This window comes from Arthrobacter russicus, assembly GCF_031454135.1.
GTDB lineage: Bacteria > Actinomycetota > Actinomycetes > Actinomycetales > Micrococcaceae > Renibacterium > Renibacterium russicum.
This window is the reverse complement of sequence record NZ_JAVDQF010000001.1, coordinates 3426569-3452362: the sequence shown is the minus strand read 5'-3', so window position 1 is coordinate 3452362 and position 25794 is coordinate 3426569. Positions and strand designations below refer to the sequence as shown.

The following is a 25794-nucleotide window of genomic DNA, read 5'->3' as shown; positions in this document are numbered from 1 at the left end:
GACTCCTCATCGGCGCTCGGCGGGGAACGCTCCAACAACGCTGTTAGTCCCTCAGCGCAATGAGCCAGGCCTTGATGAGGCTACGACCTTGAAGGCGTCCGCTCGCCGAGCAACGAGCTGACGTGTAGAGCGCCGACGATAAACTCGGAATATGCCCCTCTCGCAGCGAACGGTCGGTCTGATCGCGCAGGCGGCATCTGAGTTCGGTCATGCGTCGCTCTCGACGGAGCTTCTGAAAGCAGGGATCGCCGATGGCGACCCGGGGCAGCTGGATCGCGCGGGAAAGTCAATAGCGCGGGACAAGCGCGCTGCCGCCGCCGTGAAGGATGCGCTGGCCAAGAAGAGGTGGCCCGAGCTCCTGGCGCTGGCAGATACCGTGCTCAACCGGCTCGCTTCGCAAGGTGAGATGCCGTCCTGGGCGACGGAGCTTGGCCTGTCGCTGCGCGCTGACGGCTATGACGCGATCGCCGTCGAAACTGAGGACGAAGCTCCGGGCTTCTGGGGTTCGCCCACGGCAAAGCGGACTTGGAAGATATCACCCCTCGGGGACGAAGATGTGCCGCTTGCGGCGAATGCGACCGCGTTGGCCGCGGATCTCAAGTCGCGTGGGATGGACATTGCTGCGAATCACTTCGACCAGGCCTTTCAGTCCCTCATGGCGGGGCGATGGGAAGCCGCGAACGGCCAGCTTCGGGCGACGTACGAGGATGTGCTCATTGAGGTTGCTCGGACGAGGTTTGGTTGGACCGGGAACTCCGGTGGGCAAGCTCTCGACGTACTTCACGGCAAGAAGGCACTCAACGATCACGAGCACGACTACCTCAAAGGCCTGTGGGGCATGAGTCACACGAACGGTTCCCACCCCGGCATGAGCAACCAGACCGAGGCTCAGATTCGGATGCAGGCGATCGTAGCCGCCATCCGGTTCATCCTGAACGGGGTCGTCTAGGCTCCGGGTCACGTCTGCGCTCCTCTCTAGTCTTGGAGCATGACCTTCACCGCGCTCCACCGTGCGCTCGGCCTTGCGCCGGGACCGCTGACTGATGCGCTGCTCGATGCAGCGGTGGCCGCAGGTGTCATGGAGGCGGATGACCTGGATTGGAAGTCGGAGTTGCCGCCGGCGAAGGGCCTGCCCCAGACGGACTTCCCGAAGGACGTCGCCGCGATGGCGAACAGCGGCGGCGGCATCATCGTGTTCGGCGTCCGCGAGTCCCAGAAGGCAGCGACCGAACGAATCGACGTGGGCGAGCTCGACGAAGCCTACGAGCGCTCATTGCGGAGCGCCGCGATCACCGCCATCTCGCCGCCAGTGTTCGGATTGAATGTCTATCGCCTTGGAGACGAGGGCAATCGGGCGTTCGTGGTGGAAGTGCCAGCGAGCATCGACGGGCCGCACCTGATCTACAAGAACGACTACTTCGCGGCTCCAGTGCGAAATGACTCGGACACGGTGTGGATGAAGGAGCGCCAGATCGAGGCGATGTACCGGGCTCGTTTCGAGGAGCGTCGACATGCGACAGAGGCATTGGACGCGCTGTACGGCGAGGCGGCAGCAGGTCGAGATTCTGACAAGCGCGCCTGGCTGGTCGCGGTTGCTCACCCGCGCATCCCTCGCTTCCGTGACCGGCTGACTCGCGAGGATGCGCGCGGGGTGCTGACGAAGACCGTGGGGCTGGCCCTAACCTATGCCGGGCGCGGAGGCATCCACCCACTGGAGAATGTGGACCGCGATAACCCGCGTCCCGGGTTGCGCCGCTGGGTGGCCGTGAACTCGGCGACCGGCGAACGTTCGGTCTGGAGGGAGGCGTGGATGAGCATCCACAGTGACGGGTCTGTGACGGTCACGGCGGCTGTCGGTGGGCATCGCATGAGCAGCGACGGGTACTTCGAGGGCTGGCAGGTGGAGTCTGCCGCGATCGAGTGCGCCATCGCCGATCTGATGGCACTCATGAGAACCACCGCGGAGGCAACCGACAACGATGAATACGACGTTCGCCTGGGGATCGAATGGACGGGTCAGCAGCCGATAACGATCCTGACGAAGGACAACATGGGCTTCACCTACGAGGGCGTTTCGGTCCCGCTACACCGCTACACGCCGGTTGAGACAACCGTGAACGCCATCGAGCCGGCAGCGGACTTCTTCTGGCACGTTCACGACTTCGCTCAGGACTGCGTGAATCAGGGCGGCATCTCGCACGTGTTAATGATCCAGCCGCCTGCCCGAGACGCGTCGGCGTAGTCGCGACTCCCCCGCAAGCGCCGCACCGAGTCGGATTTGCACCGGCTCGGTGCGGCGCACGGTTCTTGCTTCGACTGTCAGGCCGCCCTTGCCGCGACGGGTTCCAGAGCCCAGTCCCGGACACCGCTGCCCTCGACGAAGAGCCATTCTGCGCGGCACTTGTCGCAGAGGATCCGCACGTCATGTTCCCGGAAGCCCGGGATATTGTCGTGCTCTTCCACGATCGTCCCGTCCCCGCAGGGGCACAGGAACTCGTAGCGCTCCACCGTTCCGGCACCGGCGCCCCAGCCCTCGTGGTCGTGTGCGTCTCCACCGACCGGCTCCGTTCGGATAGGGGCCGGCGAAGGTTCCGTCCGCATCCACTCCGCGATCGAGGTGACTACGGCGTCGTAGGCCGAGGGCGAGTGAGATACCTCGTGGAAGATCGCCAGAAGCTCGTCGGCGGTGCGGGCGACGCGGTGATCGCTGTCGCGGACACCGGCCAAGTAGTCGCCCGCGAGATCGCCCACGACGTCGTTGCGGCCGGCCTGTTGGACGAGCCAGTCGTGGAACGGAGCCGACTCGGCGACCGGATCCGGCCGGACCCAGCCCTCGGTGATGAGCTCGCCGGCGGCTGCCCGCGCAAGTGCTTCGCGCAGGTGCTCGTACCCGGCGGGGCGGTAGTGGCTGGCCCGCGGTCGCACCTGGCCGGAGCCGACCATCCGGCGCACGTAGTCATGCTCGCGCTCGGAGATGCCGATCAGGAGGTTCGGACCGTCCCCGTCCGGGTCCGTGATCGGGAGGCCCAGCGCCGCTGCCGCCCAGATCAGTCGGCCATTGGACACATAGGAGAAGTGCGGGCTGAGGAACCACTCCGCGGTGTGCTTTAAGGAGTAGCTGCCGACCTCAGAAGCCTCAGAGCCCAAGGTGGGCGTGAACATCCGCAGCATGTCCGTGATGAGGGCGAGCTGGATGTAGTCGGTCTTGCCGTTGAAGCTCCATGGCGAGTCGGAGCGGACGCCGTTCTCGCCGAGACGAGGAGCGCCGCCGTGCGCGCCGATCAGTTCGTGATCGCTGAGTGCGGCGATCAGCCGCCGTGCGCTGGCCCGCGGACCAAGGAGACCCTGGGCCAGCGGGGAGCTCATCTGCCGCAGCGCGGATGTGTAGTTCGTGCCGGTGAAGGCCGACCAGGCACGCGCGTCCTGCTGGAACGCGCGGCTCGGAGTGTTGTTGCTGGGAGTCATCTCAGTCTCTTGTTCCGGGCTATGCACCCCACGCCTACCAGCCCTGTGACATGAGAGAGATCTCGAACCAACAGGTAGTGCTTCTCTGGATTCCGCATTAGCGGTTGTCCTCGACGTCTTCGCCGCGTGGGGACTCAGACTCGGAGACAGGCAGTCCAGACCGCCCACGTGAATTATAGCCCGGAAACGGCTTCGGCAGGCTGGAGGTCGTGCCGCGATACGAAGAGGGCGTTGCCGATTCATCCGAATCAGCAACGCCCTTTCGCCGCGCGCGGCGGGAGCTTCTAGACGTGGACCGCCTGCTCAGCCCGCGCCTGCCGTCTTGCGTGGCGACGCTCAAGAGCTTCCACCGCGTGGACACGCGCGAGGACGACCAAGCTGACCGGACCCATCACGAGGAACTTCAACGCATCCCAGATGAAGAGGCCGACGGCCAGGTTGAGCCAGCCCGGGCCACCGTCCCGGATGCCTGCGGCGCAAGTGGCCGCGGCGAGCAGGAGGGGGGCTGCGAGGAGCATCGCCGGGATGCCCCACTTGAGCCCGCGTCGAGTGCGGATGCGGTCAAGCAGGAGATTGGTCGGTGCCCAGCGCAGCAGGTGGTGCACTCGAACGCTGGCGGCCCAGATGAGTCGGAACACGGCGATCCTCTTCTCTCGTCAAGAGCGGCGAAGGAAGAGGTGCCCCCAAGAGGCTGGCCATACGGCGTAAGTGAAGGTGTCTCCGCTCACATACAAGGCTAAACCCGAGATCCGACAATCGGAAGCATCGGGTCAGTACCGGAGGTCGGGGCCGCTTCGCGTGGCCGAAGCCGTGCGACTTTCCGTGGCCGCCACGAGGCGGCGGGCACGATCTAATGCAGCCTGGGCGCGGGCACGATCGAGTTGCTGCGTCCCTTCTGTCGCCGCCGGGCCGAGCGGGTCATCTGCGGTGATGCCATGCCGGTCACGGTAGGCGACGATGATCTGTGCTTGCCGTGTCCACGTCGCAGCGCCGGCACGGTCGCGCGGCCGCGGCCCGAGCGCCCCAGTCCACGGCTGGTTCTCTGAGACGGCCAGGTTCGCGAGCGCGGCGGCGCGTTGCTCGATCAGCTCTCGGCGCTCGGCGAGTGCGCGTCGGAGTGTGGGGTCGCTGACCCCGGTGGCCTCGGGGATCAAGCCGGCGATCAGCCGGACCGGGCGGCGAGCTCGACCCGAGCCTGCGGGCCGCGCCGTGGCGATAGCGAGACGATAGTGCAGAACGGCGGCGATGTCCTCGGCGTCCTCGAAGCCGCGAGCGGCAACAAGGCGCGGCAGAAGGGTCTGGAGGTCATGGTGGTTGGCCTCGGCTCGGCGCATCTCGGCGGTGAGAGCGCCGAAAGCGGCTGAGGACAGTGCGGCCTCGGTCTGATCGTCGGTTAACGGACTGCGGCGGATGAGGCCTGCCCAACGGTCGTGCTGCGCGGCGGCGGCGATCGTCTCGTATTCGGCGGCGAGCTGGCCGATATTCGTCCAGATCTCCTGCTCCGCGACGATCGCTTCGTGCGCTGAGGGCTCAGCGCCGATGTGCTGGAGAACCCCGGCGAGCACGGTGACGGCGGTGTCGCTGTTGTGGTCGCCGTCGTGCGGCCCGCCGTGCAGCTCGTCAGGTCGATCGGTGGCGACATAGGCGATGTTCGACTCGCTGCCGCGGGTGAGTGCGACGTACAGGTTCTCCCGGGTGGTCTCGGGGGTGACGACCGCGTGCGCGGTATCGATGGTGACGCCTTGGGCGCCGTGGCCGGTCACGGCGTAGCCGAGGTCGACGTGCTCGGCGACATACTCGGCGGGAAGCACGATGGATGATCCCCAGCGACGGCCGGAGCGGCGTACCGTCATCGCGCCGTCGGCATGCAGCTTCGTGACAGTCCAGCGGGTGCCGTTCCGAACCCACTCGCCGGCCCGGGTGCTCAGGCGTCGGTCGTTGTGTCGGGTGATGATGGCGTCACCGACCGAGGCGACGAAGCCACCATTCAGGGAGACCTCGTGCTCTGCGTCGACCTCGCCGAGCAGTATGCGGTCGAGGCGGGCGCGCTCGTTGAGATTCCCGACGAGTTCGCGGGTCTGGGCGACCAGGATGCTCGCTTTTCCCAGGGTCACGTCGGTCCGCCAGGCGGTGTAGGCCGCTTCGGTGATCTCCTCGGTCGTGCCTCCTCGGATGCGGCCGTGCTCCTGGTAGGCGTCGATCGCTGTGGGGCGTCCGTGGCGCAACTCGAGCGAGGCGAGCTTCTCCCACTCGTTGGCGAAGCGGTGGATGTCGGCCAGCTCCGGCGCATTGTCTCGGTCATGGACCAGCAATGCGAACGCGCCGCCTGCGTCAACGGATTGCAGTTGCGCCCAATCGCCGACCAACAGCGTCTTTGCCCCGGCCGTCTCGGTGAGGTGGGTGATCGCGTCGAGGGTGAAGGTCCCGGCGAGCGATGCCTCGTCCACGACGACGAGTTGGCCTGCTGCGAACGTCGCACCGTTCTGGCGGTGCTCCTGCAGCCACTTCGCGGTGTTCTCCGTCGCGATCCCGAGATCGCCAGCCAGGACCTCAGCAGCAGCGGCGGACGGAGCGAGCCCGACGACGCTACCGGGTCCGTGCTCGGCCTCCCACGCGGCGCGCAGCGCCGTCATCGCAGTCGTCTTCCCAGCCCCGGCCGGCCCGACCAACACGTCAACGGTGCGGCCAGAAACCGCGATCGCGGTGATCGCCTCAGCCTGGTCAACGCTCAAGACGCGACCGCGGGCGTCCGGGCGAGCTGCCACGTCCTCGACGGTGGCAAGCGGCACTCCCGGAGCGTCGGTCCTGCGGGATCGCTCCAAGAGCCGGTCCTCGGCGTCAAGCAGCTCCTGTGACGAGTACAGGGCCGAATAGCGGGGACGGAAGACGCTAGTGCCGTCCGCACGCTGAAACTCCGGCGGCGAGACCGCGAGCTCCGGCGGGGTCAGCCGCAGCGATACGTTCTCCGCCGCGTCGGCGATCATCCCGGTGATCGCCTGGCGGTCTTCTGTAGAAGCGAAGCGCCAGCCCTTGATCTGGCGGGACGCCTCGGCGTGCAGGTTCCATCGCCGCCACGTCGATCGCTTCTCGCCAACAATGCCGACCACAAGGCGCCCGATCTCCTCGACCTGCTCCAGCGGCACGTCGTCGGCCCGCAACAGGGAGCGCGCCGTCGGTTCACCGGCGAGCTGCCTGGCCCATCGTGTCGCGTCTCGTCCGAGCACCCGGGTCGCGCGAGCCCGCCACTCCGCGGTCAGCTCGGCAAGCGAGTGGATCTGCTTCTCGGGCCTGGTCGAGAGCGTGGCCTGCGCCCGGAGCTTGAGGATCGTGGCCTTTGATGGCTGCCGCCCGCGTCCCTCGACATACTGCTCAACGAGACGGCGTGCTTCCCGATCGATCTGTGCCGAACGGGAGGAGAACTCCTCGATCAATTCCAGCGGCACGCCCTCGATATCCCAGGTCGGGTTCCGATCCCGACCGCGATCACGCGGCTGCCAGCCGAGGCCGAACAGGCGGGTGACGTGGTCGGCGATGATCCCCTCGTGCATCTCAGACAAGGCCACGACCGCGGCATGCATCGGACGCCCGTCCAGACTCCGCCACCGAGCGTCGAGGACGGTCTTCACCTTGTTGCTCACGACGACGTGCGTGTGTAGATGAGGGTCGTTGGAGCGCGAGTCATAGTGGTCATAGGCCGTTGCGACCAGGCCGAAGGTGTCAACCTGCGCAACGGCCCCGTCGCGGGCTGTTGCACCGGCGCGGGTGGCTACAACCTCGCGCTCCATGAACGCAACGACCTCCGCAACGGCCTGGTGATGCGCCTTCGCGATCAGGGCTTGCGTGCCGGCGTCCGCGACCGCCCAGAGCGCCGACACCGACTTGGGCACCGAGAAGGTGAAATCGTAGCCAGCAACGGCCCGTCGCGTCCCTTTCGCTCTCGCTTCGGTCTCGATGCGGGTAATCGCGTCGGCCCGCTCGTCCACGGTCAACGCCGCGTCCAGCGCGGCGATGCGCTCGGTGATGCGCGTCTCGACCGGCTCGTAGACCGGGTAGGCGCGCCCTAGTGGATTTCCGGTGATCGGATCGCGGCCTAAGCCCAGCAGCAGCTCGAGCTGCGCCTCAGAGACCGTCTCGTGTTCGCTCAGTTCGCCGCCGCCGAGCATCGGCAGGCCGGAGCCCAGCCAGAACCCCGGCGGCGTGCCTTTCTCGGCGTAGTACCTCGTCAACGGCGTCGACAACGCCCGATCGCCGTCCGCCGCTGCCACCGTCCGCAGCAGATAGCGGTAGCCATCGCCTGCCGACATGACGCGCATCGAAACCGTCACTACCGCACCCCTTGCGGCACAGGTGCGTGTACCCCGTCAGAGGGCTACGATGCGCGCGCGCGTCGCATTTCGGCCCACGACTGCTCCGCCTCAGAATGGCAGATTGCGACCCAGGGCTTCGATCACATGCCGCGCAGCCTCCGTCGACTCGGCGGTGAGGGCTGCTCCCACCCCGGTGGCGATCGGAGCCAGCAATCCTTTGACCATGGTCAGACCACGCTTGACGACGCTCTGATCGGGCTTGGGTCTCGTGACCTCGCCCAGGACTGTTTCAACCGCGGCCCGCACTTCGGCCTCATCTGCACCGAGGGGGAGGTCGGGCAAATTCGCCAGCAGATCAGTGAGAGTGCGGCGAGATCCTCATAACCGGGAGCGATCTCCTCGACGCGGCTCTGCGCCTGGGTCGCCGTGCCGCTGTTGTCCCACGCGAGCTGGGCGTGGTCACCCGTGACGGTGACGACAGGTCCGTTGTAGTTGTTGACAGTCAGCGCGGGCTTGAGGCCGTGAGGGTCCGCTTCGACGGGGACGCGAACCGGGTGCTTCGCGAATTCGCGCTCCAATTCACGGGTGAATTGCAGGATGCCCTGCTTGTTGATCTTGAACCCGCTAGCCACAACCGCTCCTTCGTCCGTGCCCGTCAGGAAAAGAATCTCACGCGGCACGGACTATCCAATTGACGACTCGCACGATCCTCGATCTGCAAGAAGCGTGGCAAGGTCGGAAGTGGTCAGAAGCAGGCGGGGGGTCGGGCCTTGGGGTGCTCGCGCGCGCGGGGCGGGCTTAGCCGTTGGACCAGTCCTAGACGAGAATCTACCGAGTAATTGCCCGCCTGCCGCCACTCGTTCATGTCCGCTCCGGCGCGGCCAAAGCGGCAAGGTCGATCGCGCTGGGCGGCCTGAGCATCACGCCGAACCAGTTACACAAAAATTCTGACAGACCCTCACAACGACGAGACGATGAAGTCCGCCCGGTCGTCGGGGCTCAGAACCGGCACCCGGATCACCGGGGTCGGCAAGCTGGTGTAGACCTCGGTAAGCAGGCGATGAATGGTCTGCTGGTCTGCCTGATCTTCGGTGCGTGCGTAGTCGCTCTCGAGAGGAAGAAGGTCAAGGAGGAAGGTCTTCTTGTAGGACACGGTCTTCAACGCTTGGAGCAGGCGCGGATCCGGTTCCAAGTCGAGGAAGCGGTAGTAGGCCAGCGAGTCGGGAATCGCGCGGTCCAGAAACACGACCTGGTCGGGATCCAGTGCCGCCTCCTGCTTCAGCTGCATCTCCAGCACGCCTCGTTGGAACTCGCGTTGTCGTGCGCGGATCTCGTCGACGGTTTCACCGCCGATTCGCCGGAGGTCGATGTAGTGCCTGGCATGCTCGATCGTCGTGCTGAAGCCGCGATCGCGGAGCAGGTTCACGGTCGTGGTCTTGCCCGAGCTGGGGCCTCCCGTGATGACGCACCAATTGGTCACGATGTCCTCTTCTCCTTCCGGAACGGAATCCGGGAGGACACCTGCACTGACGTCATGAACGACTCTGAGGCTGGCCGTTGCCGAGCGACGGCCGCGCCTACGCTCCGCCGCCCAGATTCTTGAGCATCTCGCGATACTCCTCAGCGGTCAGTTCACCGCGTGCGTATCGCTCATCGAGGATGTGGCGCGCTGTCGGGCTCCCCGTGGTGACCGCCTCGCGGCCGCGGCTGGGCGCCATCGAGTTGCGAACCAGAACGACGACAAGAACCACGACGCAGACAAGAACCACGGCGCCGACCAGCCACATCCAGCCCCAGCCGTTGTATCCGTATCCCCACATCATGATCTGTGCCTCTCCAAGCCTGAACGTGCTTCCTACGAGGGCGTAACCGCACCGCTTCCTGCAAGCCTGGCGCAAGCCGAAGCCGTGCGCCAAGGTCTTTGGTCCCACTTAAGCGGAGCGGGAGCTGGTGAAAATGAGCAGCTGCCCATCACCAGGCCTAGTATACCCCTAAGGGGTATGATACGCTTCGGGTTGTTCGTGCCGCTGAGCAGAAAGTCGGAACATGGATGTGATCGTGGTTGTCGGCGCCTTGGCCCTGACGGGGCTTCTTGCGTGGTATTTCTTCGCCCCGCGTGCGTCGGAGCGGGCCGCCGTCGACGGGGATCTTCAGGTGCAGACGATCACGGTCAAGGGCGGCTACTCCCCGAGCGTCGTAGAACTGGTGCAGGGGGTGCGGACCCGGCTGTTGTTCGATCGGCAGGAGACCGGTGACTGCTCCTCGCGGGTGGTGTTCCCCGATTTCAAGGTGAACCAGAGCCTGCCCGCGTATGCGACCACGGCGGTGGAGTTCGTCCCCGGCGAGGTCGGGGATTTCGAGTTCGCCTGCGGGATGAACATGCTGCACGGTACGGTCAAGGTCGTCGCCGGTTCGGCCAGCGGGTCCACCGCGGCAACGGCGGTTCTTGAGCGTCCGGCGGATACCAGGGACGCTCCGGTCGAGGTGGGCGGTCCGCCGGTGGAGGATCTCGGCGACCAGGAGGCGGCTGAGCATGGCAAGGAGATCGCGGATCTGCTGCGCCGGGTGATCGTCGGCGCGGTGCTGACTCTGCCGGTGTTCTTGGCGGTGATGGCGCACGAGGTGTTCGGGGCGATGTGGGTGCCGTCTCTGCTGTTGACGCCCTGGTTCCAGTTCCTGCTGATCACCCCGGTGATGTTCTACACCGGGTGGCCGATCCACCGCACCGGGTGGCTTGCGCTCGCGCACCGTGCCGCGGAGATGAACTCGCTGATCACGCTCGGGTCGATCGCGGCATATGGGTTCAGCCTGGTCGCGACGTTCCTGCCCTGGGTGCTGCCGGAGGCGGCGCGCGGGGTGTATTTCGAGGCGGTCGGCGTTATCCTGACCCTGATCCTCCTCGGCCGGCTTTTGGAGACCCGGGCGAAGGCCGGGACGGGTGAGGCGATCCGCACCCTGATCGGCTTGCAGCCGCGCACCGCCCGGGTCGTCCGCGGAGACAGCGAGCTGGAGATCCCGATCGACGAGGTCGCCGTCGGCGATGTCATCGTCATCCGCCCGGGTGAGAAGCTACCGGTGGACGGGCAGGTCATCGAGGGCTCGTCGCCCGTCGACGAGTCGATGATCACCGGGGAGCCGATCCCCGCCGTCAAGACGGTCGGCGACACGGTGATCGGCGCGACCGTCAACCAGACCGGATCGTTCCGGTACACGGCGACGAAGGTCGGCGCGAACACCATGCTCGCCCAGATAATCAAGCTGGTCCGTGAGGCCCAGGGCTCCAAGGCGCCGATCCAACGGCTCGCCGACAAAGTCTCCTCGTATTTCGTGCCGGCGGTGATGGCGATCGCGATCTGGACCTTCGCCGCCTGGTGGGTGTTCGGCCCGCCTCCGGCCGGAGTGTTCGCCCTGGTCGCGGCCGTCGCCGTGCTGATCATCGCCTGCCCCTGCGCGCTCGGGCTGGCGACCCCGCTGTCCATCACCGTCGCCACCGGCAAGGCCGCCTCCAACGGCATCCTGATCCGCTCAGCGGAGGCGCTCGAGACCGCGCACAAGGTCAACACCGTCATCCTCGACAAGACCGGCACCATCACCAACGGCACCCCGGCCCTGACCGACGTGCTCCCCGCCTACGGGTTCGACAGTGACGAGGTGCTGGCACTGACCGCGGCGGCCGAACGTGATTCCGAGCACCCCCTGGCGGCCGCGATCGTCGCCGGCGCGAAGGACCGCAACCTCGAGATCCAGCGGGCGGATGGTTTCGAGTCGATCACCGGGCAGGGGGTGCGCGCTCGGGTGGGCGGCAGGACCGTGCTGGTGGGCAATGCCCGCCTGCTCACCGGGGCTGGCGCCGACGTCACCGGTCTCGCCGCGGATGTGGATGCTCTCGCTGCGGACGGCAAGACCCCGATGCTCGTCGCGGTCGACGGTGTCCCGGCCGGGGTGATCGGTGTGGCGGACACCATCAAGGACGGCTCGGCCGCCGCGATCGCGGGCCTTGCCGCCCGCGGGGTCGATGTGGTGATGATGACCGGCGACAACCGCACCACCGCTGCGGCGATCGCCCGGCAGGTCGGCATCGCCCGGGTCGTCGCCGAAGTGATGCCCCAGCACAAAGCCGCCGAAGTTCGGCGTCTGCAGGCCGAAGGCCGTGTCGTCGGCATGGTCGGTGACGGCATCAACGACGCCCCGGCCCTGGCGCAGGCCGATGTCGGGTCGGCGATCGGCACCGGGACGGACGTCGCGATCGAAGCCTCCGACATCACCCTGATCTCCGGCAACCTCGCCGGTCTGGTGACGGCGATCGACCTGTCCCGCGCCACGATGCGCAACATCCGCCAGAACCTGGGCTTCGCGTTCGGGTACAACATCATCGGCATCCCCCTCGCCGCCGGGGTGCTCTACCCGGCGTTCGGGCTGCTGCTCAGCCCGATGATCGCCGCCGCCGCGATGGCCCTGTCCTCCCTCTCCGTCGTCACCAACTCGAGCCGGCTGCGCCGGTTCACCCCCAAGCCCCCGGCCATCCCGGCCGGAGCCTCGAGCACCGAACCGGTGGTCGAGATCGGCAAACAGCACACCCACGAGGAGAATCCCATGACACACCACGACGAGCACCCCACCGGCAGCACCCTGGTCATCGACCCGGTCTGCGGCATGAAGATCGATCCGGCCACCGCGGCGGCAACCCGCGAGCACGACGGGACGACGTTCTCCTTCTGCTCCACCGGCTGCGCCGCCGCCTTCGACGCCGACCCGCACCGCTACGGCCACCCGCAGCACTAAACCCGAAAAGGATCCCCATGCACGGCTACGTAGGCAACAAGGACGCCCTTCTGGCCCGGCTGCGCCGGGTCGAGGGCCAGGTGCGCGGGGTGGCGCGGATGATCGAAGAGGACACCTACTGCATCGACGTCCTCACCCAGGTCTCCGCCACCACCCGGGCGCTCGAAGCGGTCGCCCTGGCGCTGCAGGATGACCACCTGATGCACTGCGTCGCCGAAGCCACCGAACAAGGCGGGACCGTCGCCGAAGACAAACTCCGGGAAGCCAGCGCCGCCATCGCCCGCCTGGTCCGATCCTGACAACCCCACCGCCTGACCCACCGCATGCCGTTCCGGCCGGACGAGAGGAGCACGACTCTGATGAGGACTGCGACCGCGCGCCGGCTCGACAGGGACTTTCGACCCTTACCAACACCCCGCTTGAGCGGGACAATGGTGTCACCGCGGTTTGTCCGCGCCGCTACCGTCGTGCAGGGCGGGCAGCAACCTGAACCTGAAGGGGGAACCGGCGGATGAATGCCCTCCGTTCCCTCACCGGCACCGGCTGGACGGCCCGTCGCATCGTCTTCATGGTCGGTCTCGCGGTCCCCCTGATCGTCGGCCTGCTGGCGATGCACAACATGCTGACTCCCGGTGGCGACCAGAACGGGTCCGGCATGCCCGCGTCCTCCGCCGCCCACCATGCCCAGAAGACCCAGACAGCCCAGAGCACGCTGCCGATGACGGTGAGCGCCGCGGCGACCACCGATTCCCCGTGCGCGGGCGACGGCTGCGGAGTTCCCTGCGCCGACAATGCCTGCGACGCCCCGGGGAAAATGCCGGATCATTCGATGCTGCTCATGATGTGCGCCATGGCACTGCTCGCCGTCGCGATCGCCGCCGTCTCCGCCGCGCTCCTCACCCTGACCGGCACGTCACTGCCTCGTGGCGTGCTTCTTCCCGGCACGGCCCGGGCGCTGCCGCACCCGCGCCCGCCGTCACTGCTCGTCCTGTCCATCAGCCGGACCTGATTCGCCGCCCGTTCTCCTGGTCTCCCCGGGAGAAGGTTTTGCCCTGCCCGGGCACCGAATCACGACCCTGTTTCCGACTGACTAAAGGACATACACAATGCGACTACGCACAATTGCGCTGGCCTCCGGCGCACTGATCACCGCGACCCTGCTGCTGGCCGGCTGCGCCCAGAGCAACGATATGGGCGGCATGCCCGGCATGGACAACGGGTCCATGCCGGCATCCCCGACCGCCGGCACGTTCAACTCCGCCGACGAGATGTTCGTGACGATGATGATCCCCCACCACGAGCAGGCCATCCAGATGGCGGATGTCATCCTCGGCAAGGACGGCATCGACCCGCGGGTGACCGCCCTTGCCCAGCAGATCAAGGACGCCCAAGGCCCCGAGATCACCACCATGGCGTCCTGGCTGAAGGATTGGGGAATGCCCGAACCCTCCGCCACCGGCGGTATGGCAGGCATGGGGCAGGGCGACGGCATGATGTCGCAGGACGACATGGCCGCGTTGGAGAACGCCACTGGGGTTGACGCGGCACGCCTGTTCCTCACCGGGATGATCAGCCACCACCAGGGCGCCATCCAGATGGCCAAGTCCGTGATTGACAACGGGCAAGACCCGAAGGTCGCCGCGTTGGCGAAGAAGATCAGCGCCAGCCAGAGCGCCGAGATCACCACCATGCAGTCGCTCCTCGGCAGCCTCTAACCCCGGGCACCCCTCCCCCGCGTGCTGCGGTTGCTCCAACTCGCGGGCAACCGCAGCACGCCCCCTCCCCGCGACGTTGTGATATCGGCCTTTGGGCCCGATTGGACTTCTTGTGAACAACCCCATCAACGCCAGCGTGACCAGGCGCGGTTTCCTCGCCGTGGGCACCGGCGTCCTCGCCACGGCGGTCCTCGCCTCGTGCACGCCCGCCCCACCGCGCTACCTCACCGCCACCAGTTCCCCGGTGCGGAAGGCGGAGACCGCCCGCGGCGGGACCGGCCGGGTCACCCGGGTCGAGCTCACCGCCGCGCCGACCGAACTCGACCTCGCCGGCACCACCGCGAGCACCTGGAGTTTCGGTGCCGTTCCGGCGCCGACGATCCGCCTGTCCGCCGGCGACACCCTGCACGCCACGATCCACAACCGGCTCCCTACCGACACGTCCGTGCACTGGCACGGTGTGGCGCTGCGGGACGACATGGACGGAGTCCCCGGACTCACCCAGAAGCCGATCGCCTCCGGAGAGGACTTCGACTACGAGTTCGTGGCCGCGAACCCGGGAACGTACTGGTTCCACCCGCACGTCGGTCCGCAACTGGACCGCGGCCTGTACGGGGCGCTGATCGTCGACGACCCGCACGAACCCTTGAGCTACGACGACGAGTGGGTGGTCATCCTCGACGACTGGCTCGACGGGGTGACCGGTACCCCCGATCAGGTGCTCAAGGAGCTCAGCGGCGGGATGGGCGGGATGATGAGCGGAGGCGGCGGGCACATGATGATGGGCGCCCGCTCCGAGCTGCTCGGCGGCGACGCCGGAGATGTCGCCTACCCGTACTTCTTAGTCAACGGCCGGCCGGCCGCCGACCCCGAGACCTTCTCCAGTGCATCGGGGAAGCGGGTGCGGATCAGGTTCATCAACGCGGGCGGCGACACCGCGTTCCGGGTGGGCCTCGGCGGGCACCGGCTCACCGTCACCCACAGCGACGGGTTCCCGGTCACCCCGGTGGACACGGACGCGATCCTGATCGGGATGGGCGAACGCTACGACGCGATCGTCACCCTTGCCGATGGGGTGTTCCCGCTGGTCGCCGCCGCCGAGGGCAAAGGCGCGGCCGCGTTCGCCCTCGTCCGCACCGCATCCGGCCAGGCGCCGCGCACGACGGCGAGCATCCCGGAGCTGACCCGGTCGGTCCTCACGGCGGACAAGCTCACCGCCGATCCGAGTGTGATCCTCCGCAAGCGCCCGGTCGATCGGGAGCTGACGGCGACACTGTCCGGTTCGATGATGGCCTACGACTGGGCGATCAACGGTCACCGCTTCGACCCGAGCAACCCGCTCGCTGGCGCCCTCGGCGTGAAACAGGGCGAACGGGTGCGGTTGCGCATCGTCAACACCACCCAGATGTGGCACCCGTTCCACCTGCACGGGCACACCTACCAGCACGCCGGGCCCGGTCCACGGAAGGACACCTCGATCGTCCTGCCGGGCAGGTCGTTGACCGTCGAGTTCGACGCCGACAACCCGGGACGGTGGGCGGCGCACTGCCACAACATCTACCACGCAGAGGCCGGGATGATGACCGTCCTCGGCTACCAGACCGCCTAACCGACCAGCAGGAGAAAGCAGACACCATGAGCACACGACACATCGTCCTGGAAGTATCCGGCCTCCAAAGGGCATCCTCGAAATCCGTCATCGAAGCAACCCTCCTCCGCCGCCCAGGGGTGACCGCCGTGGAGGCCAACCCGGTCGCCCAGACCGCGAACATCTCCTACAACCCCGAGCTGACCTCCCTGGCGCAACTGAGCCGGTGGATCACCGACTGCGGGTACCACTGCGCCGGCCAGTCCGTCCCCGACCACATCTGCAACCCGGCCGACGACCCCGACGACGTATCCCACACCGGCCACTCCCTGCCGGCGATGCACGATCACCCGATGACCGACAAATCTACGACCGCGAACCCCATGCCTGCGGACTCCACGACCGGGGACGCCATGAGCGCGGGCTCCATGCCTGCAGGCTCCATGACCGACGGCTCGATGACCGGGGACGCGATGGCCGACGCCATGCGCGACCACGCACCGGACGCTGCCGGTCACGGCGACCACGACACCGCGCCCCGCACGGCCCAAGAGGTGATGGGCCACGGCGGCGGCCATGCGGGCATGTCGATGGCGGCGATGATCCGCGACATGCGCAACCGGTTCCTGGTCGCCGCGATCCTGTCAGTCGCGATCCTGCTGTTCTCCCCAATCGGCCGGAACGTGTTCGGGTTCACCGTGCCAGCCCCGTTCGGACTCCGCGACGACGTATTCACCCTGATCCTGTCACTGCCGGTGATCTTCTACTCCGCCTGGATCTTCTTCGACGGCGCCTTCCGCGCGCTGCGCGCCCGCACCCTGGACATGATGGTCCTCGTCGCAGTCGGCGTCGGCGCCGGGTGGATCTACAGCCTGATCGTCACCCTCACCGGCGGCGGAGACGTGTTCTACGAAGCCGCCACCGTCCTCACCACCTTCGTGCTGCTCGGCCACTGGGTGGAGATGCGCGCCCGCGGAGGAGCGAACGACGCCATCCGCCGCCTGCTCGAGCTCGCCCCCGCCCGCGCCGTGGTCATCCGCGACGGGCAAGAAGTCGAGGTCGCGACCTCCGAGGTGGTCCCCGGCGATCTGATGCTGGTGCGGCCCGGCGCGAAGGTCCCCACCGACGGGCAGGTGGAGGACGGCGAATCCGAGATCGACGAATCGATGGTCACCGGCGAGTCCATGCCGGTGGAGAAGACCCCCGGATCCGCGGTGATCGGCGCGACCGTCAACACCAGCGGCACGTTGCGGGTCCGCGCCACCAAGGTCGGCGCCGACACCGCGCTGGCTCAGATCGTGAAACTGGTGCAGGAGGCGCAGAACTCCAAAGCGCCCGGGCAGCGCCTCGCCGACCGGGCCGCGTTCTGGCTCGTGCTGGTTGCCCTGATCGGCGGCAGCGTGACCTTCCTGGTCTGGTGGCTGACCGGCGCGTCCGTGCCGACCGCGATCCTGTTCGCGATCACCGTCGTGGTCATCACCTGCCCCGACGCATTGGGGCTTGCCACCCCGACCGCGATCATGGTCGGCACCGGCCTCGGCGCGAAACGCGGTGTGCTGTTCAAGAACGCCGCCGGGATCGAGACCGCCGCCCGCATCAACACCGTCGTGCTGGACAAGACCGGCACCCTCACCAAAGGCGAACCCGAGGTCACCGACTACCTCCCGGTCGGCATGGAGGACCTCGGACTACTGTCGCTGGCCGCTGCGCTCGAACGGGAATCGGAGCACCCGCTGGCGAAGGCGATCGTCGCCTACGCCGACGGGCGGAACATTCCGCGCCGGACCGCGTCCGCGTTCCGCAACATCGCCGGGCGGGGTGCCATCGCCACCGTCGACGGACGGCAGGTCGTCCTCGGCAACACCCGGCTGATGGGCGAACAGGGCATCGACACCGCGTCGGTGGAAGCGACACAGAAGTCCCTCGCCGAAAGCGGCCGCACGGCGATCATGTTCGCCGTCGACGGAAAAGCCGCCGGCGTCATCGGACTGGCCGACGCCCCCCGCGACACCGCGAAAGCCGCCATCGACGCCCTGCACGAGGCCGGCATCGAGGTGGTCATGCTCACCGGCGACAACCAGCCCACCGCCAACCGGATCGCGTCGCTGCTGGGCATCGACACGGTCATCGCCGAGGTGCTGCCCGAGGACAAGTCGGCGAAGATCGCCGAGCTGCAGAAGGCCGGGAAGAAGGTCGCGATGGTCGGCGACGGCGTCAACGACGCCCCCGCGCTCGCCCAGGCCGACCTCGGCATCGCCATCGGCGCCGGCACCGACGTCGCCATCGAGACCGCCGATGTCGTGCTGATGCGCTCCGACCCGCTGGACGTCGCGATCGCCCTGAAGATCGGGAAGGGCACGCTGCGGAAAATGCGGCAGAATCTCGGCTGGGCCATCGGCTACAACGCCATCGCCCTCCCGATCGCCGCCGGCGTGTTCGTCCCCGCGTTCGGGCTGATGCTCACCCCGGAGATCGCCGCGATCAGCATGTCCGGCTCCTCCGTGATCGTCGCCGTCAACGCGCTCCTGCTCAAGCGGCTTCGCCTGCCCGTCCCGGCGGCACCCGCACCCGCACCCGCACCCGCACCCGCACCCGCACCCGCACCAAGCGTCGCACCGTAACCGTCCCGCACGTCCCTGCCGACAGAAAGTGATGAACCGATGACTACACCGTCTACTCCGATGAGCACCGATCCGGTGCTCGATGCCGGGCAACTGGATCGCATCAATACCTGGTGGCGGGCGGCGAATTACCTCTCGGTGGGGCAGATCTACCTGCTGGATAATCCGCTGCTGCGGGAGCCGCTGCTGCCTGAGCACATCAAACCGCGGCTGCTCGGACACTGGGGCACCACCCCTGGGCTGAACTTCATCTACGCCCACCTGAACCGGGCCATCATGCAACGCGACCTGGACACCATCTACGTCATGGGGCCCGGCCACGGCGGCCCCGGCCCGGTCGCCGCGTCCTGGTTGGAGGGCAGCTACACCGAAACCTACCCGGACATCACCCAGGACGCCGCCGGCATGCGGCGGCTGTTCCGGCAGTTCTCCTTCCCCGGCGGTATCCCCAGCCATGTCGCACCGGAGACCCCCGGCTCCATTCACGAGGGCGGCGAGTTGGGGTATGCCCTCTCGCACGCCTACGGGGCAGCGTTCGACAACCCCGACCTCATCGTCGCCGCAGTGGTCGGCGACGGGGAGGCCGAGACCGGCCCACTCGCGGCCAGTTGGCAGTCGAACAAGTTCGTCGACCCCGCCCGGGACGGCACGGTGCTGCCGATCCTGCACCTGAACGGCTACAAGATCGCCAACCCCACCGTGCTGGCGCGGATCAGCCCCGAAGAGCTCGATCACCTGCTGCGCGGCTACGGGCACACCCCGCACTACGTCGAAGGCGACGACCCGACACAAATGCACCAGGACTTCGCCCGCACCCTGGACGCCTGCCTGGACGAGATCCATAACATCAAGAACCGGTCACAGGACGGGGACACCCGTCGTCCGATGTGGCCGATGATCGTGCTGCGCTCCCCGAAAGGGTGGACGGGGCCGAAGGAGGTCGACGGGAAGAAGGTCGAGGGCAGCTGGCGGTCCCACCAGGTGCCGTTCACCCAGGCGCGGGAGAACCCCGAACATCGGGCGATCCTCGAAGCCTGGATGCGCAGCTACCGTCCCGAAGAACTCTTCGACGAAACCGGGGCACCGATCGAGGCGATCGCGACCCTGCACCCGGCCGGCGACCGCCGGATGAGCGCCAACCCGCACGCCAACGGCGGCGCTCTGCTGCGCGATCTGCGGATGCCCGACTTCCGCGACCATGCGGTGGCGGTGCCCACCCCGGGGACGGTCACCGGTGAGTCCACCCGGGTGCTCGGCGGGCTGCTGCGCGACGTGATGAGCGCCAACATGGACAACTTCCGGGTCTTCGCCCCGGACGAGAACAACTCCAACCGGCTCGACGCCGTCCTCGACGCCACGAACCGGGCGTGGAACGCCGCCACCGTCGCCGACGACGATCACCTCGCCGTCGACGGGCGGGTGATGGAGATCCTCTCCGAACACACCCTGCAGGGCTGGCTCGAGGGGTACCTGCTCACCGGCCGGCACGGGTTCTTCTCCTGCTACGAGGGCTTCATCCACATCGTCGACTCGATGTTCAACCAGCACGCCAAATGGTTGACCACCACCAACAGCATCCCGTGGCGGCGCCCGGTCGCGTCCCTGAACTACCTGCTCACTTCCCACGTGTGGCGCCAGGACAACAACGGCTTCTCCCACCAGGACCCCGGCTTCATCGACCACGTCGTGAACAAGAAACCCGACGTGATCCGGGTGTACCTGCCGCCGGATGCGAACACACTCCTGTCGGTCGCCGATCATTGCCTGCGCAGCCGCCAGTACGTGAACGTCATCGTCGCCGGCAAGCAACCCCAGCTGCAGTTCCTGACCATGGAGCAGGCGATCGAGCACTGCACCAAGGGCATCGGGATCTGGGACTGGGCCAGCAGCGACGACGGTCTGGAACCCGACGTCGTGATGGCTTGCGCCGGCGATGTGCCGACGATGGAGACCCTCGCCGCCGTGATGATCCTGAAATCCCACTTCCCGGACCTGCGCATCCGGGTCGTCAACGTCGTCGACCTGATGCGGCTCAAAGACCAGAAGGCGCACCCGCACGGCCTGTCCGATGCGGACTTCGACGCCCTGTTTACCACGCACGCGCCCGTCGTGTTCGCCTACCACGGCTACCCGACCCTGATCCACCGGCTCACCTACCGCAGGGCGAACCACGCCAACATGCACGTCCATGGCTACCAGGAGGAAGGCACGACCACTACCCCGTTCGACATGTGCGTGCTAAACGAACTCGACCGCTACCACTTGGCCATCGACGTCATCGACCGGGTGCCCCGGCTGCGCGACGTCTCCGCCCACGTGCGGGATGAACTGCGCACCGCCCTGATCGAGCACCGCGCATACATTCGCGAGCACGGCGAAGACCACCCTGAGATCCGCGACTGGATCTGGGACAGCACGCCGACGGATCCCGCCGAACCGACCACCCCTGGGTCCAGATGAGCACCCTGTCGGCAGCCCATGGCACTCACCAGCTCGAGGCCGGCTACGCCGCGGTCCTGTTCGACATGGACGGGGTCGTCACCGACACGGCCGCGATCCACGCCGCCGCGTGGAAGCAGCTGTTCGACCAGGTGCTGAACGACCCGCGCGTCCACGTCACCGACCCTGCGCGCGCTTTCGACCCGGTGACGGACTACCGCGAATACGTTGACGGGCGCAGCCGTGAGGACGGGGTATCCGAGTACTTGAGCGCCCGAGGGATCACGCTGCCGCCCGGGGAGCCGAACGATCCGCCGGACGCGTGGACGATCGCCGGGCTCGCCGCCCGGAAGAACGAGCTCTTCCTGACCCAGCTGCACAACCGGGGCCTGCGGGTCTACCCGGGCACCGCCGCGTTGCTGCAGCGCCTGAGGAACGCCGCCATCCCGGTCGGCCTGGTCACGGCCAGCCGCAACGCCCGGCAGCTACTGGCCGCAGCCGGCCTCGCCGGCGCCTTCGACACGATCGTGGACGGCGAGACCGCGCTCACACAGCGCCTGCCGGGCAAGCCTGATCCTGCGGTGTTCCTGGAGGCGAGCCGCCGGCTGGGCGTGCCGGCGGCCCGTGCCGTGGTCGTCGAGGATTCGCTGGCTGGGGTCGAGGCCGGCCGGCGGGGCGGCTTCGGTCTCGTCGTCGGAATCGACCGGGCCGGGCAGCGCGAACAGCTCGAGGCGGCCGGAGCGGACATCGTTCTCGACGATGTGGGCGAGCTGGATCTGGGCTTGTCGGCCACGGACCCGTGGGTGCTGGCCTACGAGGGCTTCGACCCCGCGCACGAAGGCCACCGGGAAGCGCTGACCGCGCTGGGCAACGGGTATCTCGTCACCCGCGGCGCCCGGCCGGAGCGCCATGACGACGGGATCCACTACCCCGGTACATACCTCGCCGGCGTCTACAACCGGCTGCGCAGCACCCTCCACGGCCGGGCCATCGAAGAAGAGCACCTGGTCAACACCCCCAACTGGCTCCCGGTGGATCTCCGCATCGGCGACGGGCCCTGGTGGTCCGCGGGTGGGCTTGTCGGTCACGGCGAACATCGCGAACTGGATCTGCGGCGCGGACTGGTCGTTCGACGGGTCACCCTCACCGATCCGGGCGGGAGTCGCCTGGATGTCGCGCAACGGTCCTTCACCTCTCTGCACGACCCGCATCTGGCCGTCCTGGAGACCACCATTACCGCGCAGGGCTGGAGCGGACCTGTCACGGTCCGGGCGGGGATCGACGCGAGCGTCCGCAATACCAATGTGGCCGCGTACATCGGGTCGGATTCCACCCACCTCACCCCGGCGGTGTTCCGGCGGACGGGGGAGGTCATCCTGTGCGAGGTCGAGACCCGGCAGAGCGCGGTGCGCATCGCGACCGCCGTTCGCACGCGCCTCACCGGCGCGGACGCGGCGACCGTGCGGACCACGGGACGAGGATCGCAGCGCAGCCGGGCGTTCCGCGTCCAGTTGGAAGACGGCGCCCCGGTCATCCTGACCAAGACGGCAGCGATCTTCACCTCCCACGACCGCGCCATCTCCGAGCCCGGCGGCGCCGCCCTGGACCGGCTCGCGCACCGCAATGAGGACATCCCGGTTCTGCTCGAGCAGCATGAGGCCGCATGGCGGCGGCTCTGGGACCTGTTCGCGGTGGCCCTCGACGGTGACCGGCACAGCCAGCTGGTTCTGAACCTTCACATCTTCCACCTGCTGCAGACGCTGTCCCCGCACACCGTCGAGCTCGACACCGGGGTTCCCGCCCGCGGCTGGCACGGCGAGGGATACCGGGGGCACGTCTTCTGGGACGAGGTGTTCGTCCTCCCCGTCCTCGCCGTCCGCCTCCCCGAGGTCAGCCGCGCGCTGATCGACTACCGGTGGCGGCGTCTAAACGCCGCCCGCGTCGCGGCGAGCGCCGCCGGCCTGGCTGGGGCGCTGTTCCCGTGGCAGAGCGGCAGCGACGGTCGGGAGGAGACCCCGAACGTTCTCTACAACCCGCGTTCCGGCCGGTGGATGCCCGACAACTCGCATCGTCAACGCCACGTCGGACTGTGGCCATCGCCTACAACGCCTGGCAGCACTACCAGGCCACCGGCGACCTCGAGTGGCTCGCCGAACGCGGCGGCGAGCTCATCATCGAGGTCACCCGCCTGTTCGCCTCCCTGGCCGAGTACGACTCCTCCGCCGACCGCTTCCACATCACCGGCGTGATGGGACCGGATGAGTTCCACGACGGCCCTCCGGACGCTCCAGGCAGCGGCCTGCGCGACAACAGCTACACCAACGTGCTCGCCGCCTGGGTCGCGGCACGTGCCGGAGAAGTCCTGATCCTTCTCGCCGGCCACCGGGGCGAGTCCCTCCGAGACCGGCTGCGCGTCACCGTCGAGGAGATCGCCCACTGGGCCCACTTCGGCAGCCGGCTCGCCGTGGGGTTCCACCGCGACGGCATCCTGACCCAGTTCGACGGCTACGAGGGCCTTCAGGAACTGGACTGGGACCGGTATCGGCAGCGGTACGGCGACATCGGCCGTCTCGACCTCATCCTCGAGTCCGAGGACGACAGCACCAACCGCTACAAGCTCGCCAAACAACCCGACGTCATCATGCTGGTCTACCTTCTCGGCCGCGACGGGCTCCGCAAGCAGCTCGCGGCGCTCGGCTACCCGTTCCCCGAGGCGGACCTGATGCGCACGATCGACTACTACCTCGCCCGCACCAGCAACGGGTCCACACTCAGCCGGGTCGTCCAGGCCTCCGTCCTGGCCGGTGTGGATCCGTCACGATCGTGGACCGAGTTCCGCGAGGCGCTGATCGCCGACCTCGACGACTCGCAAGGCGGGACGACCCGCGAGGGAATCCATCTCGGCGCGATGGCCGGCACGGTCGATCTGCCCGTCCGCTCCTTCGCCGGCATGGCTCTCGGTGACGACGAGCTCGTCTTCACCCCGCAGCTGCCTCCGAACCTCACCCGGGCCCGGTTCCAGATCCGATACCGCAGCCACCTCATCGACGTAACCCTCAGCCGCCGCAGCCTGGGGCTGCACACGCACCCCGGGTCGGCTGCTCCGATCCGGGTGCGCGTCAACGCGAACGCCGCGACGCTGACCGGCGGCCAGACCAGACAGTTCGCCACCCGACCAGCCGCACCGCCCCGGCCCGCGAGCACGAGCAAAGAAGGAGCCCTCGACCAATGAGCACACACCGGAACCGGTATCGGCGAATCGCCACCATCCTCGAGCGGCACGGCCTCGGCCTGGGCCTCGGGCTGCTCGGCCTGGAGAAATGGATTCCCTTCAATAAGGGTGTTCTCGGGCATGCGCGCCGGGCCGAGCCCTATACGAACCCGGAACACGTCCGACTGGCATTGGAGGAGCTCGGCCCGACGTTCATCAAGCTCGGCCAGCTGCTGTCCACCCGCAGCGACCTGCTTCCCGCCGCCTACCTCGCCGAGCTGGCCAAGCTGCAGGACGGCGCACCGTCGGAGGACTGGGAGCCGATGAAAGCGGTGATCCGTGAGGAGCTCGGCGCCGACCCGGAGCAGCTCTTCGCGCAATTCGACCCGCAACCGCTCGCCGCGGCGTCGATCGGGCAGGCGTATGCCGCGACCCTCCACGACGGGACCGAGGCCGTGGTGAAGGTCCGCCGACCCGGCGCGGTCGCCCAGATCCACGAAGACCTGGAGATCCTGCAGAACCTCGCCGACCGTGCCGACAAACGGTGGGAGTCCGCCCGCCAGTACAACCTGCCAGGCATCGTCGAGGAGTTCTCCCGCTCACTGCTCGCCGAACTCGACTACCTCCAGGAGGGCCGGAACGCGGAGCGGTTCGCCGCCGACTTCACCGGCTCCACCGATGTGGCCATTCCCCAGGTTTTCTGGGAGACGAGCACGTCACGGGTGCTGACCCTGGAACGGATGCGCGGGCTCCGGGTCGACGACCTGACCGCCCTCAACACGGCCGGCATCGACCGGCACCAACTCGCCGAGCGGGGCGCCAACCTGATCCTGACCATGGTGTTCGAGAACCGTTTCTTCCACGCCGACCCGCACCCGGGCAACATGTTCATCCAGCCGGACGGATCCATCGCCCTGATCGACTTCGGCATGGTCGGGCACCTGGACGAAGACGTCACCGACCAGCTCTCCGAGGTCCTCCTCACCTTCACCCAGGGCGACCTCGATGCGCTCACCACCGCGGTGCTCGCCCTCTCGGTCACGAAAGACGCCCCCGACCGCGACGACCTCCACCGCTCCCTGGCCGCCTTCATCGGGCTGTACCGGGGCCGTCCCCTGTCGGAGATCAACCTCTCCCACCTCCTCGGGCAACTGCTCGCCCTGCTGCGGCACCAGCATCTTCAGCTGCCGCAGCAGACGGCACTGCTGTTCAAGGTGCTGATGATGACCGAGGGACTAGCCGCGGAACTCGACCCGCAGTTCGACATGCTGCAGGCCCTCACCCCGTTCTCGGAACGACTGGCGCAACACCAGCTCTCCCTTCCCGCCCTGGCGAAACGGTGGGCAAAGGCGTCAGCGGATGCCGGGGCCCTCCTCCTCGAGCTGCCTGCCACCCTCCGCCGGATGCGGCAAATCCTAGACACCAACGGCTTCGAAGTGCACCTGCGCGCGGCCGAGCTGGAACCCCTGGTGGGCCGGGCCGAGCGGATCGGCAATCGCCTCATCGCCGGCCTGATCGCGGCCGCGCTGGTCAACGGCATCGGCGAACTCGTCAGCAACAACACCAAGTGGCGCTCCCGCGAAGGCGTCATGATCGGCGCTGGTGCCGGCGTGGCCAGCGCACTCGGCGGCTACCTCCTCTGGACCATGCGACGCCGACGATGACA

17 protein-coding genes and 1 pseudogene are annotated in these 25794 nt (G+C 67.7%); 12 read left to right on the top strand and 6 right to left on the bottom strand.

The window, feature by feature from the left end:
- Positions 1-151: 151 nt before the first annotated feature.
- Together JOE69_RS16190 and JOE69_RS16185 are read left to right on the top strand one after the other, a co-directional pair.
- A complete protein-coding gene (locus JOE69_RS16190) occupies positions 152-949 on the top strand; it encodes a hypothetical protein (RefSeq protein ID WP_309800480.1) in 798 nt (265 codons plus the stop codon).
- Positions 950-988: 39 nt separating this feature from the next.
- Entirely contained in the window at positions 989-2242 is a 1254-nt protein-coding gene (locus JOE69_RS16185; protein WP_309800478.1) for an AlbA family DNA-binding domain-containing protein, read from the top strand.
- Between the two features lie 77 nt (positions 2243-2319).
- On the opposite strand, the gene JOE69_RS16180 is transcribed toward JOE69_RS16185, so the two are convergent.
- The 6 genes from JOE69_RS16180 to JOE69_RS16155 all read right to left on the bottom strand — a co-directional run bounded on the left by JOE69_RS16180 (position 2320) and on the right by JOE69_RS16155 (position 9595).
- Positions 2320-3465, bottom strand: coding sequence for a hypothetical protein (locus JOE69_RS16180; RefSeq protein WP_309800476.1), 1146 nt, complete (start codon positions 3463-3465; stop codon positions 2320-2322).
- A 284-nt stretch (positions 3466-3749) separates the two neighbouring features.
- Positions 3750-4103: a sulfate permease gene (locus JOE69_RS16175; RefSeq protein ID WP_267180038.1), complete on the bottom strand. Its 354-nt coding sequence runs from the start codon at positions 4101-4103 to the stop codon at positions 3750-3752.
- Between the two features lie 132 nt (positions 4104-4235).
- Positions 4236-7778 carry a MobF family relaxase gene (gene mobF, locus JOE69_RS16170; RefSeq protein WP_445344331.1) on the bottom strand — a complete coding sequence of 1181 codons (3543 nt, stop codon included), beginning with the start codon at positions 7776-7778 and terminating at the stop codon, positions 4236-4238.
- Between the two features lie 221 nt (positions 7779-7999).
- Positions 8000-8452, bottom strand: coding sequence for a hypothetical protein (locus JOE69_RS16165; protein ID WP_309800473.1), 453 nt, complete (start codon positions 8450-8452; stop codon positions 8000-8002).
- Between the two features lie 278 nt (positions 8453-8730).
- Positions 8731-9252: an AAA family ATPase gene (locus JOE69_RS16160; RefSeq protein ID WP_309800471.1), complete on the bottom strand. Its 522-nt coding sequence runs from the start codon at positions 9250-9252 to the stop codon at positions 8731-8733.
- Between the two features lie 97 nt (positions 9253-9349).
- The gene (locus JOE69_RS16155) at positions 9350-9595 is read right to left on the bottom strand and encodes an SHOCT domain-containing protein (RefSeq protein WP_309800469.1); all 246 of its coding nucleotides are present in this window, start codon (positions 9593-9595) and stop codon (positions 9350-9352) included.
- Between the two features lie 223 nt (positions 9596-9818).
- Here JOE69_RS16155 and JOE69_RS16150 point away from each other — a divergent pair, with 223 nt between their 5' ends.
- From JOE69_RS16150 to JOE69_RS16105, 10 genes and pseudogenes are all read left to right on the top strand, one after another.
- Positions 9819-12554 carry a heavy metal translocating P-type ATPase gene (locus JOE69_RS16150; RefSeq protein WP_309800467.1) on the top strand — a complete coding sequence of 912 codons (2736 nt, stop codon included), beginning with the start codon at positions 9819-9821 and terminating at the stop codon, positions 12552-12554.
- A 17-nt stretch (positions 12555-12571) separates the two neighbouring features.
- Entirely contained in the window at positions 12572-12853 is a 282-nt protein-coding gene (locus JOE69_RS16145; RefSeq protein ID WP_309800465.1) for a metal-sensitive transcriptional regulator, read from the top strand.
- Positions 12854-13065: 212 nt separating this feature from the next.
- Positions 13066-13563, top strand: coding sequence for a hypothetical protein (locus tag JOE69_RS16140; RefSeq protein ID WP_309800463.1), 498 nt, complete (start codon positions 13066-13068; stop codon positions 13561-13563).
- Positions 13564-13660: 97 nt separating this feature from the next.
- Positions 13661-14269: a DUF305 domain-containing protein gene (locus JOE69_RS16135; RefSeq protein WP_309800460.1), complete on the top strand. Its 609-nt coding sequence runs from the start codon at positions 13661-13663 to the stop codon at positions 14267-14269.
- Positions 14270-14381: 112 nt separating this feature from the next.
- The gene (locus tag JOE69_RS16130) at positions 14382-15878 is read left to right on the top strand and encodes a multicopper oxidase family protein (protein WP_309800458.1); all 1497 of its coding nucleotides are present in this window, start codon (positions 14382-14384) and stop codon (positions 15876-15878) included.
- 26 nt (positions 15879-15904) lie between these two features.
- Complete coding sequence (locus JOE69_RS16125) at positions 15905-18478, top strand: heavy metal translocating P-type ATPase (RefSeq protein WP_309800455.1); 2574 nt, start codon at positions 15905-15907, stop codon at positions 18476-18478.
- Positions 18479-18517: 39 nt separating this feature from the next.
- Positions 18518-20938 (top strand): phosphoketolase family protein, encoded by a 2421-nt coding sequence (locus JOE69_RS16120; protein WP_309800453.1) that lies wholly within the window; start codon positions 18518-18520, stop codon positions 20936-20938.
- A pseudogene (locus JOE69_RS16115) lies at positions 20935-22944 on the top strand (beta-phosphoglucomutase family hydrolase); the annotation flags it as partial. The gene JOE69_RS16120 and the pseudogene JOE69_RS16115, both read left to right, overlap by 4 nt.
- 62 nt (positions 22945-23006) lie before the next feature.
- Positions 23007-24149, top strand: coding sequence for a glycosyl hydrolase family 65 domain-containing protein (locus JOE69_RS16110; RefSeq protein WP_309800451.1), 1143 nt, complete (start codon positions 23007-23009; stop codon positions 24147-24149).
- Positions 24146-25792, top strand: coding sequence for an ABC1 kinase family protein (locus JOE69_RS16105; protein WP_309800449.1), 1647 nt, complete (start codon positions 24146-24148; stop codon positions 25790-25792). The genes JOE69_RS16110 and JOE69_RS16105 overlap by 4 nt, the downstream gene beginning before the upstream one ends.
- Positions 25793-25794: the final 2 nt, after the last annotated feature.